21 protein-coding genes and 1 pseudogene are annotated in these 16,017 nt (G+C 61.7%); 10 read left to right on the top strand and 12 right to left on the bottom strand.

All coding sequences use genetic code 11. The features are described from left to right. Positions 1–163: 163 nt before the first annotated feature. Complete coding sequence (locus tag AC2VLV_RS08355; protein ID WP_486989543.1) at positions 164–904, bottom strand: acetoacetate decarboxylase; 741 nt, start codon at positions 902–904, stop codon at positions 164–166. Positions 905–1,081: 177 nt separating this feature from the next. Here AC2VLV_RS08355 and AC2VLV_RS08350 point away from each other — a divergent pair, with 177 nt between their 5' ends. From AC2VLV_RS08350 to tatA, 3 genes are all read left to right on the top strand, one after another. After that, positions 1,082–1,249: a DUF6726 family protein gene (locus AC2VLV_RS08350; protein ID WP_172979011.1), complete on the top strand. Its 168-nt coding sequence runs from the start codon at positions 1,082–1,084 to the stop codon at positions 1,247–1,249. Positions 1,250–1,259: 10 nt separating this feature from the next. Beyond that, entirely contained in the window at positions 1,260–2,765 is a 1,506-nt protein-coding gene (gene glpK, locus AC2VLV_RS08345) for a glycerol kinase GlpK (RefSeq protein ID WP_486989542.1), read from the top strand. Between the two features lie 122 nt (positions 2,766–2,887). Then, a complete protein-coding gene (gene tatA, locus AC2VLV_RS08340) occupies positions 2,888–3,166 on the top strand; it encodes a Sec-independent protein translocase subunit TatA (protein ID WP_486989541.1) in 279 nt (92 codons plus the stop codon). A 5-nt stretch (positions 3,167–3,171) separates the two neighbouring features. On the opposite strand, the gene AC2VLV_RS08335 is transcribed toward tatA, so the two are convergent. The 6 genes from AC2VLV_RS08335 to AC2VLV_RS08310 form a co-directional block, all read right to left on the bottom strand. Further along, a complete protein-coding gene (locus AC2VLV_RS08335) occupies positions 3,172–4,422 on the bottom strand; it encodes a THUMP domain-containing class I SAM-dependent RNA methyltransferase (RefSeq protein WP_486989540.1) in 1,251 nt (416 codons plus the stop codon). 48 nt (positions 4,423–4,470) lie between these two features. Then, a complete protein-coding gene (locus tag AC2VLV_RS08330) occupies positions 4,471–5,355 on the bottom strand; it encodes a GIDE domain-containing protein (protein ID WP_486989539.1) in 885 nt (294 codons plus the stop codon). A 37-nt stretch (positions 5,356–5,392) separates the two neighbouring features. Next, positions 5,393–5,968 carry a LemA family protein gene (locus AC2VLV_RS08325; RefSeq protein WP_486989538.1) on the bottom strand — a complete coding sequence of 192 codons (576 nt, stop codon included), beginning with the start codon at positions 5,966–5,968 and terminating at the stop codon, positions 5,393–5,395. Between the two features lie 121 nt (positions 5,969–6,089). Further along, on the bottom strand, positions 6,090–6,263 hold the full coding sequence (locus AC2VLV_RS08320) for a hypothetical protein (protein ID WP_156054382.1): 174 nt from the start codon (positions 6,261–6,263) through the stop codon (positions 6,090–6,092). Positions 6,264–6,284: 21 nt separating this feature from the next. Continuing rightward, positions 6,285–6,782 (bottom strand): PIN domain-containing protein, encoded by a 498-nt coding sequence (locus AC2VLV_RS08315; protein ID WP_486989537.1) that lies wholly within the window; start codon positions 6,780–6,782, stop codon positions 6,285–6,287. Then, positions 6,761–7,108: a UPF0175 family protein gene (locus tag AC2VLV_RS08310; protein WP_486989536.1), complete on the bottom strand. Its 348-nt coding sequence runs from the start codon at positions 7,106–7,108 to the stop codon at positions 6,761–6,763. Before AC2VLV_RS08310 ends, AC2VLV_RS08315 begins: the two co-directional genes overlap by 22 nt. Before the next feature lie 149 nt (positions 7,109–7,257). On the opposite strand from AC2VLV_RS08310, the gene AC2VLV_RS08305 reads away from it, so the two are divergent. The 7 genes and pseudogenes from AC2VLV_RS08305 (at position 7,258) to AC2VLV_RS08275 (ending at position 11,912) form a co-directional block, all read left to right on the top strand. Continuing rightward, complete coding sequence (locus tag AC2VLV_RS08305) at positions 7,258–7,488, top strand: type II toxin-antitoxin system VapB family antitoxin (protein WP_486989535.1); 231 nt, start codon at positions 7,258–7,260, stop codon at positions 7,486–7,488. Positions 7,489–7,535: 47 nt separating this feature from the next. After that, positions 7,536–7,912 (top strand): annotated as a pseudogene (locus tag AC2VLV_RS08300) (type II toxin-antitoxin system VapC family toxin). A 145-nt stretch (positions 7,913–8,057) separates the two neighbouring features. Beyond that, entirely contained in the window at positions 8,058–8,297 is a 240-nt protein-coding gene (locus AC2VLV_RS08295; RefSeq protein WP_486989534.1) for a DUF6364 family protein, read from the top strand. Continuing rightward, entirely contained in the window at positions 8,287–8,589 is a 303-nt protein-coding gene (locus AC2VLV_RS08290; RefSeq protein ID WP_486989533.1) for a PIN domain-containing protein, read from the top strand. The genes AC2VLV_RS08295 and AC2VLV_RS08290 overlap by 11 nt, the downstream gene beginning before the upstream one ends. A 235-nt stretch (positions 8,590–8,824) precedes the next feature. Continuing rightward, positions 8,825–9,982: a glycosyltransferase family 4 protein gene (locus AC2VLV_RS08285; RefSeq protein WP_486989532.1), complete on the top strand. Its 1,158-nt coding sequence runs from the start codon at positions 8,825–8,827 to the stop codon at positions 9,980–9,982. Then, the gene (locus tag AC2VLV_RS08280) at positions 9,979–10,890 is read left to right on the top strand and encodes an NAD-dependent epimerase/dehydratase family protein (protein WP_486989531.1); all 912 of its coding nucleotides are present in this window, start codon (positions 9,979–9,981) and stop codon (positions 10,888–10,890) included. The genes AC2VLV_RS08285 and AC2VLV_RS08280 overlap by 4 nt, the downstream gene beginning before the upstream one ends. After that, positions 10,866–11,912: a glycosyltransferase family 2 protein gene (locus tag AC2VLV_RS08275; protein WP_486989530.1), complete on the top strand. Its 1,047-nt coding sequence runs from the start codon at positions 10,866–10,868 to the stop codon at positions 11,910–11,912. The genes AC2VLV_RS08280 and AC2VLV_RS08275 overlap by 25 nt, the downstream gene beginning before the upstream one ends. A gap of 137 nt (positions 11,913–12,049) precedes the next feature. Here the strand turns inward: AC2VLV_RS08275 and AC2VLV_RS08270 are convergent, their stop codons facing one another. The 5 genes from AC2VLV_RS08270 to AC2VLV_RS08250 all read right to left on the bottom strand — a co-directional run bounded on the left by AC2VLV_RS08270 (position 12,050) and on the right by AC2VLV_RS08250 (position 15,986). Next, positions 12,050–12,334 carry a type II toxin-antitoxin system Phd/YefM family antitoxin gene (locus AC2VLV_RS08270; protein ID WP_486989529.1) on the bottom strand — a complete coding sequence of 95 codons (285 nt, stop codon included), beginning with the start codon at positions 12,332–12,334 and terminating at the stop codon, positions 12,050–12,052. Positions 12,335–12,460: 126 nt separating this feature from the next. Next, positions 12,461–12,664 (bottom strand): hypothetical protein, encoded by a 204-nt coding sequence (locus AC2VLV_RS08265; RefSeq protein WP_486989528.1) that lies wholly within the window; start codon positions 12,662–12,664, stop codon positions 12,461–12,463. Between the two features lie 83 nt (positions 12,665–12,747). Beyond that, the gene (locus tag AC2VLV_RS08260; protein WP_486989527.1) at positions 12,748–13,524 is read right to left on the bottom strand and encodes a class I SAM-dependent methyltransferase; all 777 of its coding nucleotides are present in this window, start codon (positions 13,522–13,524) and stop codon (positions 12,748–12,750) included. Positions 13,525–13,539: 15 nt separating this feature from the next. Next, positions 13,540–14,496 carry a glycosyltransferase gene (locus AC2VLV_RS08255; protein WP_486989526.1) on the bottom strand — a complete coding sequence of 319 codons (957 nt, stop codon included), beginning with the start codon at positions 14,494–14,496 and terminating at the stop codon, positions 13,540–13,542. After that, positions 14,484–15,986 (bottom strand): lipopolysaccharide biosynthesis protein, encoded by a 1,503-nt coding sequence (locus AC2VLV_RS08250; protein ID WP_486989525.1) that lies wholly within the window; start codon positions 15,984–15,986, stop codon positions 14,484–14,486. Before AC2VLV_RS08250 ends, AC2VLV_RS08255 begins: the two co-directional genes overlap by 13 nt. Positions 15,987–16,017 lie beyond the last annotated feature (31 nt).

Raw genomic sequence — 16,017 nt, 5'->3', positions numbered from 1 at the left:
TGGACAGTTTTTGCCGGATTTGCAGGCCCATAGCCCCGCTATGGGTCAAAAAGCCGGTGAAAAATGGACTGCTGCGCCCCATTTGCAGCCGACGATTCCAAAGTCCGACAGGCTCCTAGTCCCGAGCCTCAGGTTGACTGTGTTTGCTCGGGGCTCAAAAGATTCACGTTTTGAGATAGTTGTGCGCCACCCGTCCCAGACCCAGGGTGAGGTCGGTGATGATGTGAACGCCCGAAACCACTTCGAGCACCGGCAGCGATGCCACCGGAGCCAGCGCGTGGGCGTGCAGTTCGAGTGCGGCGGGGCCTTCCCAGGCGCCTTTCACCACCATGTCCTCCAGGTCGTACTGCACCAGTTCGCAGATGCGCGGGGTGCAGTCCACATCCGGAATGATCTTGAGCAGGAAGTTGGGCTGCTGCAGCGAGGCCAGCACTTTGGCGGTGTCGAGCGCGCGGTGTTTGTAGCCCATGGTGCCGGTGGCGATACGCACCGGGCCATAGTCGAGCGTGCCCAGCAGGGTGTCGGCGGCCACGCTCATGTGTGGCTTGGCGAGCTTTTTCGGAAAGCCCCAAATCTCGCGTCCGCCGGCAATGGGCGCTTCGTCGTCGAGGTACATCGCAATCTGATAGGTGGCTGGTTTGCCTTTGTAGAGCACGGGTACCACCTGGCCGGATTCGGTGTACGCGCCAAACCCAGTGGAGTCGGGCATGCGGATGAACTCGAACTTCACCAGATCGCCCGCGGGCTCCAGCGGTTCGGGAATCATGGCGCGCAAGACCTTGGGATCGGTGCGGTAGGTGACCACGAAAAACTCGCGGTCGATGAAGCGATAGGGGCCGGGCGGGTAGGCGGGGCTGGTGAGGGGCATGGAAAAGGCGGATTTGGCAACGTCAGCGGCTTTCATAAGGGGTCCTTTGGTCGGGGTTGTGGGGGACGTTCTGAAATTGGGCGCGCCCGATCTCACCGGGCCCGTCTTACTGTCAGTGTGAGGACGGGATCATCGGTTCCGTGCAAGGCGGTTTGCTTCAGCCTCGGTTCAGTTGCCCGCATAATGAACCTATCAAGCTGAATCCACCACCTCATGTCCAGACTCTTGATTGCATTGATCTTTGCGGCCACGGCGCTTGCCGGTTGCGGTGTTGTGGCCGCGCCCTGCCGCATCGCCTCGGCCGGCCTGAAAATGGTGCCCGTGGTCGGCCATGTGGCCGCTGCGCCCACCGATGTGTGCGCCGACGTGATCGACCCGTGACGGAAGCGTCATGCCCTCATTGATTGCCGCCCTCGATCAGGGCACATCCAGTTCCCGCACCCTTATCGTCGATGCGCAGGGGCGGGTGCTGGCCAGCGCGCAGCGCGAGTTCACCCAGCACTACCCGCAACCCTGCTGGGTGGAGCATGACCCGCTCGACATCTGGGCCACGCAGAGCGCCACCCTCACCGAAGCCCTGGCCCGCGCTGGAGCGAGGCTGGGCGATCTCGCCGCCATCGGCATCACCAACCAGCGCGAAACCGTGGTGCTGTGGGAGCGCGCCACCGGCAGGCCGCTGGCGAACGCCATCGTTTGGCAAGACCGGCGCACCGCGGGTATCTGCGCCCAGCTCGCGGCTGACGGCCACGCGCTGCTGCTGCAAGAGCGCACCGGCCTGTTGCCCGACGCCTATTTCTCGGCCACCAAGCTGGCCTGGCTGCTCGACCACATTCCCGGCGCCCGCGCCCGCGCCGAGGCGGGCGAACTGGCCGCAGGCACCATCGACAGCTGGCTGGTGTGGAACCTGAGCGGCGGCGCTGCCCACCTCACCGATGTCAGCAATGCCAGCCGCACCCTGCTGTGCAATCTCCACACCGGCGACTGGGACGACGAATTGCTGGCGCTGCTGCGCGTACCCCGCGCGGTGCTGCCCGCCATCGTGCCCAACTGCGGCGCGCTGGCCGTGGCGCGTCTCGGCGGTCTGAACATTCCCATTACCGGCATGGCCGGCGACCAGCAGGCCGCGCTGTTCGGCCAGGCCTGCCTGCAGCCCGGCATGGCGAAAAACACCTACGGCACCGGCTGCTTCGCGTTGCAGCACACCGGCACGCAGGCGGTGCGCTCGCAGCAGCGCCTGCTGACCACCATCGCCTGGAAACTCGGCGCCGATCAGCCCTTGCATTACGCCCTGGAAGGCGGGGTGTTCATCGCCGGGGCCGCGGTGCAATGGTTGCGCGACGGCCTCGGGCTGGTGCGCAGCGCGCAAGAGGCGCAGCAACTCGCCGACAGCGTGCCAGATAGCGGCGGCGTGCTGCTCGTGCCCGCCTTCACCGGCCTGGGCGCGCCGCACTGGGACGCGCAGGCGCGCGGCCTGCTCATCGGCATCACCCGGGGAACGATGGCGGCGCAGGTCGCCCGCGCCACCATCGACAGCATGGCCTATCAAAGCGCCGAGCTGTTCGCCGCCATGCAGGCCGACATCTCCGCGCAGGGCGGGCCGCCGCTGACCGAACTGCGGGTGGACGGGGGCGCGGCGGTGAACGACACGCTCATGCAGTTTCAGGCCGACCTGCTGGGCGTGCCCGTGGTGCGCCCCGCGCAGGCTGAGAGCACGGCGCTGGGCGCGGCCTATCTGGCCGGGCTGGGCGCAGGCCTGTGGCCGGACGCGGCCACACTGTCGGCGCTGTGGCAGGAACAACGCCGCTTTACGCCGCAGATGAACACCGACGAGCGCGAGGCGCGCATGGCTCGCTGGAGTCGCGCCGTGGAGCGCGCCCGCGACTGGGCCGACGACTGATTTTTGCCTGCGGCGCAGATGTTGCGTTTGCTTTCACCTGAACGGGTGAACCTGGGAGGACAATTTCACCCTAAACAGAGTGAAACCTGCCCGCCACGCGGCGGACGCACAGGAGAACCGCAATGGGTGAATTCAGTATTTGGCATTGGCTGATCGTGCTGCTGATCGTGATCATGATCTTCGGTACCAAGAAGCTCAAAAACATGGGCAGCGACTTGGGCGAGGCCGTGCGCGGCTTCAAGCAGGGCATGAAGGAAGCAGACGCCCCGACAGAGAAAACCGCCGAGACCGACGCATCGGCAACGGCCACCACGCCGCCGCCCCAGGTCACGGCATCGGCCAAGTCGCCACTGGGCACGCGCGCCGAGCAGGCCGAAGACATCGCCTTCAAGGCGAAGTAAAACGCCTATCCCCGCGCGCTGCCCGCGACCATGTCGATGAGCATCAGGCGGCATTCAATCGTGCCGTTGAACAGCACGATGCGGCGGCGCGGTTTGAGGCGCAGCGCCTTGTCCCAATGCAGATCGGCGGCCAGCAGCGCCACATGCCAACCGGCGAAACGCTGCTTCAGGGTGCGGGCCAGTTGCGGGGCGAAGTCGTCGGCGGCCTCGCCTTCGGGCGCAATGCGCTCGTTGTAAGGCGGGTTGCTGATGAGCCAGGCCGCTTGTCCGGCGGACAGGGAGGCGGCGTCCACTGGGGGAACGGCCGCGATCACGTCGCCCGCTTGCGCGGCAATTGCGCCGTCCACTCCAGCGCGGCGGGCGTTGTCCAGCGTCATGCGCACGTTCACCGGGTCGATGTCGGCGGCGAAAAACTGCCCCGGCGCCACCGGGCGCACGGCTTGCCGGGCCTGCTCGCGCATCGCGTTCCAGGCGTCCATGTCGAAGCCTTGCAGGGCTTCGAAGCCGAAGGTGCGATCGAGCCCCGGCGCGCGGTGGGCCGCCATTTGCGCCGCTTCGATGACAAGCGTGCCCGAGCCGCACATCGGGTCGAACAGTACGTCGCCCGGCGTCCAGCCCGAGAGCTTGAGCAGGCCAGCGGCCAGATGCTCTTTCAGCGGCGCCGCGCCGTGCTCGCTGCGCCAGCCGCGCTTGAACAGCGGCTCGCCGCTGGTGTCGAGGTAGAGCAGGGCGTCGGCCTCGCGCAGATGCAGGTGGATGCGCACGTCCGGGTGCGCGGTGTCCACGTCCGGGCGCTCGCCGGTCAGCGCGCGAAAGCGGTCGCAGATGCCGTCTTTCACCCTCAGCGCGGCGAACTTGATGCTCTCCAGCGGCGAGCGTTCGGCGGTCACGTCCACGCGCAAAGCCTGGGTCACGTCGAACCATTTTTCCCAGGCCAGATCGCGGGCCAGGTGATAGATGTCTTCGGCATCGGCATAACTGCAACTGCCGCCCAGCAGCAACACCCGGCTGGGCAGGCGGCAATGCAGGTTCAGCCGCATGGCATCCGTCAGGCTACCTTGCACGGGCAGGCCGCCGGGCGTGGGCGTACCCGCTCGCAGGGTGGGGCTGTGCTCGGCTAGCGCCTTCACTTCGTCGGCCAGTGCGGCCTCAACGCCGCGCGGGCAGGGCAGGAAAAAATCGAAGCCGTTGGGCGCCGCTGGCGGCTGTTCGGGCGCGCGGCGCTTTTTGTAGGCGGAGGAATAGGGCGATGTCATGTCGGCATCGTATTACCTGGCAGGGGAAGTGGAGTCTGTCGGAGTCGATCAAACCAGCATCAGCAGCCCCGCCCCGCCGTATGCCAGGCCCAGCACGCCCGCTGCCAGCCAGGCCCACGCCTGCCAGCGCAGCTTGCCGCCGAGATCGTCATGCGGTTCGGTGGTGAGCAGAAACAAGCGGCGGTCTTTCGGCTTTTTCAGCACATGCGTCTGCGGCTGTGCGGCGCGTTCGCGGCGGTCGGCTTCCACGGCGGCGGCGGCCTGCTGGCGCAACTGTTCGAACTCGGCCATGCTCAGCTCGCCGTCCGCATTGGTGTCGAAGGCGCGGCGCTTTTGCGGGTCGGCCTTCCACGCGGCGATGCGCTCGCGCACTTCCTCGTGGGCCGAGGCCTGCAGCGGCGAAAGGCTGGCAAACCAGCCCAGGGCATAGAGCGTCTGGCCCGGCAGGATGAGATGCTCGGTGTAGCGGTGATCGCTGTCGCCCGTCATCAGCACCTCGCTCGTGCCGGGAATGAGTTGCGCGGCGGCGCCCGTCCAGGTGTTGCGAGAGCGGGCGCGCACCTCGGCGCCCTCGGGGTCAACGATGCAGCGGTCTGTGTCGTCATCGAGCCAGAACTGGGTCGTGCTCTTGCCCTGCTCCTGCACCGACCAACTATTTTTGTTGTCGTCGTCGCGTTTTTCGATTTTGTAGCGATACCAGCAGCACGGCGTGCGGGTGATGGGCGAAAACAGCGGCGCGTCGGGCGGCAGCGCCCGGCCGATCAGCTCCACATAGCCCTGCGCCGCCGAACGGATGCGCGCCGTGGGCATGTCTTCCATCACCCGGCGGCGGCGCTGCAGGCGGAAAAACTGCACCAGCCCCGCCGCGCCCAATGCCAGCGCCATGAACAGCACCTGCGGTGCCGCGCCGCTGGGCGACAAGCCGCTCAACATCGGACGGCAACCCGATCAGTTGTCTGAGAGAGGGTTTTCACGACGCAGCGAACAAGCCCTTCAGATCGACATCGGCCCGCTCGCCCGAGGCCACCTTGAACAACTCCGCCGGGCCGAAGGCCAGCAGCCGCGCCACGATCACATCGGGAAACTGCTCGATGCGCACATTGTTCGCATTCACCGCCGCGTTGTAGAACTCGCGCCGGTCGGCAATGCTCTCCTCCAGTCCGCTGATGCGCGCCTGCAAATGCTGGAAGGTCTCGTTGGTTTTCAGGTCGGGGTAAGCCTCGGCCACCGCGAACAAAGCCCCCAGCCCGCTGCGCAGCGCCCCTTCGGCGCGGCCCAGCCCGCGTACATCCCCCGCCTCGCGCGCCTCTTGCACCTGCGAGCGGGCGCGCACCACGCGCTCCAGCGTCTCCTGCTCGAAATGCATCGACTGCTTGCAAACCTCCACCAACTTGGGCAACTCGTCGTGACGCTGCTTGAGCAGCACATCGATATTCGCCCAGGCCTGCGAGATGGCATGCTTGAGATTCACCAGATTGTTGTAAATCATCACGCCGTAAAACAGCAGCGCAACGAGCAGAACGAGGATGACGAGCGTGACGATCATGGCGGGGTCGGTTGAAACGAGATGTTGCGCAGTTTACGTTTGGCGGGTGAAACCGCGCCGTTCCAGCGATTCAGCCGCCCGCCGCTGTTGCGCCTGCGGCACAGCGGGGCGCCCGCCCGGATCACTCCGACACCGGCTTACGCCCCGACCGCAGCCCGCGCCGCAACGCCTTGTTGCTCTTGCGATGCGCCCCCGCCTTGCGCTGCAGCGCTGGCGCCACCAGCGGGTTGCGCGGCGTGGATGCGGGCAGCTTGAGGGTCTGGGCGCGGGTGCGCTTGCGGGAGATTTTCCCCACGATCTGCAACCTCCGGCCGGGCTACGCCGGTTCTCCAACGCGTCGCAGCACCGTGTCGATGACCTGTGCCGAGATGCGGAAATCCAAGCGGTGCAGACGCTCGAACACCGCGCGGGCGGACGGAATCAGCTGCCGGGATTTCGCCATGCCGATGACTGCCGCAGTGCCGGCAACGGACAAGCCGTGTTCCTGGGCGATGGCGCGTCCCGCCCGTTCATCCATCAGCAACAGCGCCGGGCCGTCGTGGGCGAGCGCGAGGCGGATGCAACTGGCCTGCCCAGCGTCCAGATCGGGCAGTTCCGGCAAAGTGGGGGCTTGCGCGCTGGGGCGCAGCCATCCTCGCAGTTCGGCGTCCCGGATGGCGGCCTCTTCCGCGTAGCCCTTGTCCGCCAGCACCTCGCCCCTGACCTCCGGCGGAATCCAGACCGTGCCGAACAGGGCGCCCAGCCACGGCAAGCCGTCCACGCGCGCCAGTCCGATCACCGGGCTGGCGTCGATCAGGACGATGCGGCCAGCCATGCGTCGAGCGTGTCCATGTCGCGCACCGCCTCCTGCGCGTCGAGCCGAACGACGGCGATTCCCAGACGCGACAGATGCGCGGCGAAGGCGCTCACCGGCATGCCCGCCAACGCCGCCGCGCGCGGCAGCGACAAGGCGCCGTCGCGGAACAGAGCGGTCGCCAGCGCGGGTTTCACGCCCGCGAACGACAGCGCCCCCACCGATTCGATGCCCACCATCAACGCGTCGGGGCGGTCGCGGTTCATCACCACCACCACGTCGCCATGCGCCTTGCGCAACGCTTCGCTGGGATTGTTCTTCAGGCTGCTGACATTCACCGTTTCCATGCCTATCCTCCATAGGAAGATGAGATGGGAATCATCCTAGCATTTCCGCTTGAAGAAGATGAGTAGGGTCAGGTGACCCCGAGCGGGCTGTTTGACAGGGTGCTGAATCAGGCAAAAAAATTGCATCAATATCGATGCACAGGGGGCTCATGAGAACCACGGTCACAATAGACGACGCCTTGTACCAACGCGCGCTGGAGATCGCCGATCCGGACATGGAAAAAGCTGACCTGTTCCGTGAAGCCATCAAGACTTTTGTTCGTGTTCAAGCGGCCAAGCGGCTCGCCGCCCTTGGCGCAGCCGCACCGGAAATGCAGGCCATCCCCTGCTGCCGCGAGGGCGCCCTCAAGGAAACGCCGGGCCGCCCCAAGTTTCCTTGACCCCCTCGGGGGGTGGGTCGGCGAGCCGACCCTGGGGGCGCACAGCAGTGAAGGGAGTGCTCGTCGATACCTCGGTGTGGGTTGATCACTTCCGGTATCGCAATGATGCGCTGGTCGAACTGCTCGAACTCGATCTGGTGATGATGCACCCGCCGGTTGTCGGCGAGCTCGCCTGTGGAACGCCGCCCAACCGGGTTCAAGTGCTGGCCGATCTCAATCAGTTGCAGCAGACCCAGCAGGCCAGCCTGCGGGGGGTTATGCGTTCGTCGAGCGCGAGCGTCTGTACGGCCTGGGTTGCGGCCTGGTGGACATGCTCTTGCTGGCCTCCACCTTGATGACGCCGGGTGTCGCGTTGTGGACCCTGGACAAGCGGCTATTCGCTGAGGCGGAACGTTTCGAGGTGCTGCACCAGTCAGCGGGATAGGGTCAGGTCTGGCTTTGTAGCCTTTGCATCAAGGCGACTCCTGACCCCGCGCAAGCTGAAGCCGTGCTGTTCGGTCGTGGCTGCAATTGAAGCGGCGCAGCTTCGCCCATAAGATGCAGAAATCTGTACGAATTTACGAACGCCAATGAAAACCACGCTCAACTTGAATGACGCCTTGCTGGCTCAGGCCAAGGCGCTGGCGGCGCAGCAGCGCACCAGCCTGACGCGCCTGATCGAGGAGGGGTTGCAATGGCGCGTGCGCCAGCCAGACGCGCCAGTCAAGGCCGTTCGCATTCCGGTGTATCGTGGCAATGGCGGATTGGTGCCTGGGCTCGATGGCTTGAGCAACAAAGCCATGCTGCAAGCCACAGGGCATGACGCCTGACGTCAACGTGATGGTCGCTGCCTCGCGTAGCGACCATCCGCACCACGGCGCGGCGCGGGGCTGGCTGGAACAGGCCGTCAGAAGTGGCGCGATGCTGACCTTGCAACCCATGGTCATCGCCAGTTTTCTGCGCCTGGTGACGCTCCCGAGAGTGTTCGTCCAGCCCACGCCGATGCCCGATGCCTGGCTAGCCGCCGCCGTCATCCATCAGGGCGAGCATCTGGTCAGTTTCGATGCCGACTTCAAGCACCTGCTGTCACGGAGCCAGTTCACGCGCTTGCCTGTGGCGTGACCTGATTTGATGCCACGAAAATGCGCCATCAACCATCTTTCATCTTCTCGCCGAGTGATGGCGTTTCATGATTTCGCGTCTGAAGCAATTTATGGCAGGGCCTATCGCCCGTGCAACATTGCGCATCAGTGCGGTGTTGGGTGAAAAAGGGCCAAGCCTTGCCCTAGCAAATGCTTCATGGCTAGGCCTCATCGTTGTGACCCCATCGGTTGATGTGTGCTAAATAAAGTGTCATATGAAAGACTTCACGACGCAGATTCGCAATTCATCGGTATTGCGCTTACTTGTTGTGGCTACTTCCTATCCCTCAAGCTTGACTGATTGGCGCGGTTTATTCATTCGCCATCTGGTTGATGCATTGGCACGGCGGGATGATCTCGAAGTTGCGTTGTGGGCTCCGCCGGGTGAACGCACTTTGGCTGTCAGCGATGCAACGACACCGGAAGAAGCGCATTGGCTTGACCGCTTGATGCAATCTGGGGGAATTGCGCATGCTTTGCGCAGCAACCGTTTGCGCGGAGGTTGGCTGGCGCTCGGTTTGCTGAGCCGTTTGCGCAGGGCTTACTCCCGGCATGCGGATCGGATCGATGTACTCCACTGCAATTGGCTGCAGACCATGTTGCCCGCCCCACGCAAGCTGCCCGTGCTGGTCACGGTACTCGGTACGGACATGCAATTGCTCAAACTGCCGCTAATGCCAGTTTTGTTGCGCTGGGCTATGCGCGGACGTTCTGTTTCCATCTGTCCCAACGCAGAATGGATGGATGCGCCCCTCCGCTCCATGTTTGGCGATGAAGCGCAGATTCAAGCCATCCCATTCGGGATCGATACGGCTTGGTTCAATCTGCAGCGCAACGTTGATTTCGCTGTGCCATCGCGCTGGTTGGTGGTGTCGCGACTGACGCGAACCAAGCTGGGTTCGCTTTTCGAGTGGGGTGAGCCATTATTCAAGGATAAACCACGCGAATTGCATCTGTTTGGCCCCATGCAAGAGCCGATCGACCTGCCGCCATGGGTTCACTACCACGGCCCCGCCACGCCCGCGCAGCTTTGTGAGACCTGGTTCCCTCAGGCGCATGGGCTCATCACTCTGAGTCGCCATAGCGAAGGCAGGCCGCAAGTCATGCTGGAAGCCATGGCCGCGGGACTACCCATCGTTGCCTCGCAATTACCCGCGCACGCTGATCTGCTTGCGCATCAAACGACAGGGCTGCTATGTGACGGCCCCGAGACATTCGCAGCCTCTCTGCGTAGCTTGGAGGTCCGTGAAGAGAATCTCCGAATCGGCAATGCTGCGCGAGCGTGGGTTCGTGAGACCATCGGTACATGGGACGATTGCGCAGCGCGCTACATAGCGATTTACCGAAAACTTGTCGCTGGAACGCAACCATGAGCCATCAAGTTCTTGTGATCGGTGCGGCTGGATTTATCGGACAACATCTCGTGAGTGCCTGGGTGCAGGCGGGTGTCAGCATCAACGCACTTGTAAACCAAGCACGGGCTGAGTTTGATCCGCGTGTACAAACGCTTGGCACCGACGCGAATCTTTCTGCAGTGCTCGCGCGTTGCGACGCAGTCGTTTGGCTGGCATCTGGGACGACCCCGGCAAGTTCAGCGGGAAACCCATTACTAGAACTCGGCAGTAATCTTGTTCCGCTACTCGGCGTGCTTCATGCGCTCCAGGCAACTCCGCAATGTCACCTTATCTATGTATCTTCGGGCGGCACCATTTACGGTGAAGTCGACCACCCTGCAGAAGAGCCTCTCGCGGCGCATCCGCGGTCTTACTACGCCGCAGGCAAAGCAGCGGCGGAGCACTTTATCGAAGCCTATTGCAAGCAATATGCGGGCAGAGCCACCATTTTGAGGCCTTCCAATGTCTACGGCCCTGGCCAGACGCTGCACGGAGGTTTTGGCGTTATTCCAGCAGCGATGGACTGCCTGCTGCAGAGTAAGCCCATGACTTTGTGGGGAGATGGCGAAAGCCTGCGTGATTACCTTTACATCGACGACTTCGTGGCCGCATGTACAACAGTGCTGCAACAACCGGCGCTTCAGGGCGTGCGTGTATTCAATGTCTGTAGCGAGCAGGCGACCAGTCTCAGGCAATTGCTTGCAGTCATCGAACAAGTGGCGGGACGCACACTGCAGCGCGACCAACGCGCAGCTCGGGCCGTAGATCTTCGCAGCGTGTTGCTCGACGGCACGAGAATTCGCCGGGAACTGGGTTGGGCATCGCACATCAGTCTGCGCGACGGCTTGCAGCGCACTTGGCAATGGCTCAACGCGATCCAGCCTTGAACCCCGTCACGCCACCTCCGTGCATTTCCGTGTGCATCGCCAACTACAACGGGATGGCCGTGCTTGCGGATTGCATCGATTCGGTGTTGGCGCAAACAGTGGATGCACTCGTCGAAATCATCATCCATGACGATGCTTCCACCGACGCCTCGCTTCAACTGCTGCGCGAGCACTATCCGCAAGCTCGGGTGATCGCCAGTGATATCAACGTCGGTTTCTGCATCGCCAACAACCGCATGGTGGCGCAGGCGCGAGGCGAGTTCGTGCTGCTGCTCAACAACGACGCCGCGCTGGCCCACGACGCCCTGGCCACCTTGCTGCATGAAGCCGCGCAGCAACACCCGCAAGGTGTTCTCAGTCTGTCGCAATTCGACTGGACCAGCGGCGCGCTGGTCGACCGCGGTTGCCTGCTCGATCCCTCCTACAACCCCGTGCCCAACACCGACCCGCAGCGGCGCGACGTGGCCATGGTGATCGGCGCCTGCTTGTGGCTGCCGCGCGCGCTGTGGCAGGAGCTTGGCGGCTTCCCTGAATGGTTCGAATCAATCGGCGAAGACCTGTACCTGTGCTGTCACGCAAGACTGGCCGGCTATCCGGTGCAAGTGCCCGCCGCCAGCAGCTACCGTCATCGTCAAGGTGCCAGCTTCGGCGGCAATCGCGCCACTGCAAGCGGGCTGGCCACAACCTATCGCCGCCGCCAACTGAGCGAGCGCAACAAGACCTTTGCCATGGTCATCTGCACGCCTGGCGTTGCGCTTTGGTTGCTGCTGCTCCTGCACTTGTTCATGCTGACCCTGGAAGGCCTCGTGCTCAGCCTGTTGCGTCATGACGCGCGCCTGTGGCGTGAGGTCTATGCGGGTGTATGGCGGGCTTTGTGGGCGCAGCGAAAACAACTGCGTGCGCAGCGGAAAGGCATTCAATCGGCACGGCATGCGACGCTGCGCGTCTACTTCAGCGGTTTTGTCCTGCGCCTGCGCAAGCTCGACATGCTGTTGCGCCACGGTGCGCCGGAAATTCGCTGATGCCGCCTCACTCGCCTAAGGTTTGCAAAAACGCGGCGGCGCCATCAGCAGCGCCTGTCGTGGCACAGAGTCGGCGCGCAGGATGGCGCCAATCAGCGTGCTGGTATCGATGACGACCCGTCCCCGCAGCCGGTCGCTCACCGCGATTCTTTGACCAGGCGCAGCACGTCTTCATCGGTCAACGTCCGTGCGGCGGGTGTGAGCTGGGCGTCGCTCTTGGCCAATGCGGCCTCGAATTCCGCCACCGCCGAGCTGCGCTTGCGCCGCGCTGCCTGCAGCGCCTGCAAATCCTGCATGTCTTGCGGCGAGACGATGAACGCCGCTGCGCGCCCATGCCGGGTGACGACCACCGGCTCGCGCTGCACGGTATCCAGCAACTGCCCAAAGCGGCTCTGGGCTTCGACCGAGGTGACGGTGATCATGGAAGACTCCTGCGTGAACTGTCTATTCTAGCCATTATAGCTAGATTGACAGGTTTGGCTTGGCCACGGCCTGCCTTGACAGATCCAGCGTCCATTGCGGCCGATTGCCATCACCAAGCTGCAGCATCACCCCCGCCACGGCCCCATGCGCCCGCGCAGGCCGTCCCACAGGCCGCGCGCGGCCATGCGCAAGGCAGCCAGGCGCTGCCGACCGAACACGATTTGCGTGTAGACCACACCAACGATGTACCAGCCATTGCGCAACTTCCAGCGCCAGGGGATGAACGGCAGGCGGCACAGCGCGACGAAGTTGCGAATTCGGTAGTACACCCGCACCGGGCTGTAGGCGCTCTCCTGGCGCCAGCCGAAGAATTGGAGCCGGGCACATTTTCACATCGGTTTTCCAGTGAAAATTACAAGCGGTTGAATAGAAAAAAAGGCTCTTCTTGATTCACGCCATATGTAATCGCATCAAAATGCTGTAGTAATTCGTTGTGCTTTTTAATGCAAGGTTGAAGGCCGCAGGAAGAAAGACGCATGAATATATCCGAAGCATAAAGGCGAACATGGTCTTCTTGTCCATATGCATGCAGCCGCGCCTCATCGTCAGTGATACCGACATCGCTCCAGGTCACCGACAATTTCGTGCTGTATGGTGTTTGCAGAATGGCGCGGCCTCCGGGTTTGAGGATGCGGCGAATTTCATCAAGAGCTCGCAAATCATCGGCAACATGTTCTAGCACGTGGTTGGCAATGAGCAGGTCCACACTTGCATCTTCAAACGGCATGGCGAGCATATCCACCCGCTCAACATGCGAGTCGCTTGGAAATAAATCGCAGCGAACGTAGCGCACTGGACTAGATTGAAGTATGCGGCGTGCAATAGCTCGTTCTGGCGCAAAGTGCACCACTGCTTGCCCATTGATAGCATGGAAAATTCCCGTTTCTTCCATATACAGCAGAAGATGACGTTCGCGATCGCTGGCTCCGCAGGCTGGGCACTCAACGTGATCCAGGTCGCTCCCAACGATGTTCAAAGTACGCATAAGAGGTGGCGCAGCGCGCCAGCCGCCACGGTGTGGCAAAAACCAGCCGACATGCTGACCGCATGCGACGCAGAGCCTCTGGCGGCCCGGTAACCAGCGTGCTGCGGCGGCATGCGCCAAACGCGATAATTTATATTTCTTCATTCGGGCACGCCACAGTCATCTTCGGTAAAAAACTCTTGATACTCCACGGCTAACTGCAAATCCAACAACTTCACGCGCGAACATGTAGGCCGTTCTAATAATTCCGACCAAAGCCGACAAGACGATAATTAACCGATGGGGAGTATTATCGGCTAACACGCGACGCCACCATTTTATAAACATCTTTGGTGATCGCATTCTTGCAGCGCGAAAGAATGTCCGGCGTAGAAAATCCCCTTTACCTGCTGCAAGCTCCTTGGCTACTGGCTCCTTCCCACTAGCAGATGTCAGTGCCTGCCAATATAACTCACGCGTATGTTCATTAGCGTTAACGATCATTGATGTAGAGGAATTTATTCTGTATAAAACACCAGGACGGTTGATGTAGCCGAGAGCACCAAATTCGACCAAGCGCAAATGCATCAAATAATCAATGAATGGGGGCGATGTAGCGATAATTGCCGATGCATATTTCTGACGGTACAGCAAAGAACTGTGATTTAGAAAATTGCCGTATTTGAGCATGCCTGCAAGGTCGAAACGATCACGCTGCTGGTTGTTGAACAGGCCGCACAGTGCGCCCTTGTCGTCTATAACAATGGCATTTGTATAAACGGCTGGGCAATCGGTGTGCGCATTCATAAAGGCCAGTTGTCCGGCGATTTTCCCGGGTAGCCACATGTCGTCACCATCGAGGTGTGCGATAAATTCTCCTTGTGCACGTTTGACAATGAACTGATAATTAGCGGCAGGGCCTAGGCGGGGGGCGTGGCGGAAATGCTTAATAACACCGGGATGCCGCGCTGCCCAACGTGCCGCAATCTCAGATGTGGCATCTTCGGACATGTCGTCGCCAATCAGTATCTCGCAGGTTAGGCCGTCAATTTGCCCGATCACGCTCTCCAAACACTCATCGAGATAACGCTCTTGGTTGCATGTGGCAATGCAGATCGAAACCACTATGGTGTCCATGCACGGCTTCCTAGAAGCTCAAAAATGACCATCCGACTCAAGTTGCCTGTCAAGAGGCCAGCCAAACCACCCGCCCCGGCTGCTGCGACTACGCCGCAAGTACAGACAATACGGCCTGCGTCGCTAGGCACAATCATAGAAACCAGAAAGGCGACTGCAATCGCCACGCCCGCTGGAGGCGCGACATCCACCAAGAGCCAGTGGAATGCGCGGCCTGGCAAGAAACGATGGTGAATCAGGGGAACCCACAAAAGAAGAAATGCCGCATACGCACCGCACAAGGTAGCACCTGTTCCAACCGCACCCCACTTTTCTGCATTCAACACCAGCGCAGGGAGCAAAAAAACCAGCAGCAAGACATTGCCCCAGACATGGCGTCGCAATTTGCCATACGCAAACTGCAGCAGGAACGGGAGCGAAAGCAGCGCGGCGCAAGAGTAAGCAGGCGCGTAGATTTCGAGAATCGGTGACGCAGACGCGGCCAAAGCATGGTTGCCAGACCACGCATACAGGAGCTGCACAGGCAGCAAAGCCATTGCTGCGCCGACGGCGGCAAAGGTCGCGGCCAGCAATTGCGTCGTCGCCCGATACAGATGCCTGAGTTTTTCATCATTGCCTTGCGTGGCCAATATGGTCATGCGTGGCTGCAACACCTGGTTGAGAGGCGGCATCAACATCAGCACGCCACCAGCAGCCATGACAGCAATCGAGTAATAACCGTATTCGGATAAAGACAACAGACGCGAAAGCACCAGTTTGTCAAACTGGGTGGCCAGCACCCAGATCGCCCCGAGCAAGGCCATTGCACCGGCCAGTGGCGCAAGTTCGCGGAATAAATCGAAACTGAATCGAGGCACTTGAGGTCGAGCCGGCAGACCGCGATGGATCAAGGTGCGATAAGTCACAACCTCCAGCAAGCCAACGCCCACCTGGTGTGCGAAAAACACGATGGGCCAATGACGCATGACAGGAATCCAGATCAGTACTCCGATAAACCGCAGCGTTGCAAACGCAACAGCAAGCAGATTGACCAGCCCTTGCCTTTCAAGGCCAACCAGGCCCGCCCGATACATGCTAGCTACCCAGCGCAAACCAACAGCAACAGCCATCATGGCAAGAATACGTGAAACGTCGAGCGGGCCAATTAAGTCGGACTGCAGCCAATCGCGCGCGATCCAGTTGCGGCCAACAATCAGTGCGCTGACTGCAAGCACCGCGAGGCCACCTAGCAACAATTCCAATGTACGCAAACGCAGTAAGGCCGCTCCAGCCGTCAATATGCCTGCACGATAGCGGGCCATCTCGCGAGAAAACGTTGGGGAAATTCCCAGATCGAGAAGCTGCACCCAGGATTGCAGCATTAGATAAAAGCCAACCAAGCCAAATGCAGATGCGCCAAGAATATGCAAATACACCGGCATCAGGATGATGCCGATTAGTGTAACATAAGCCTGCGCCAAATAACTGCCAAAGACAATTCTATATATCATGTGCGACTACAGATTTGTGTGAGTACACAAT

Source organism: Thiomonas sp. TH-17 (assembly GCF_057473305.1).
Note: the sequence above shows the minus strand (reverse complement) of the source record. Positions and strands in the feature narration are given on the sequence as shown.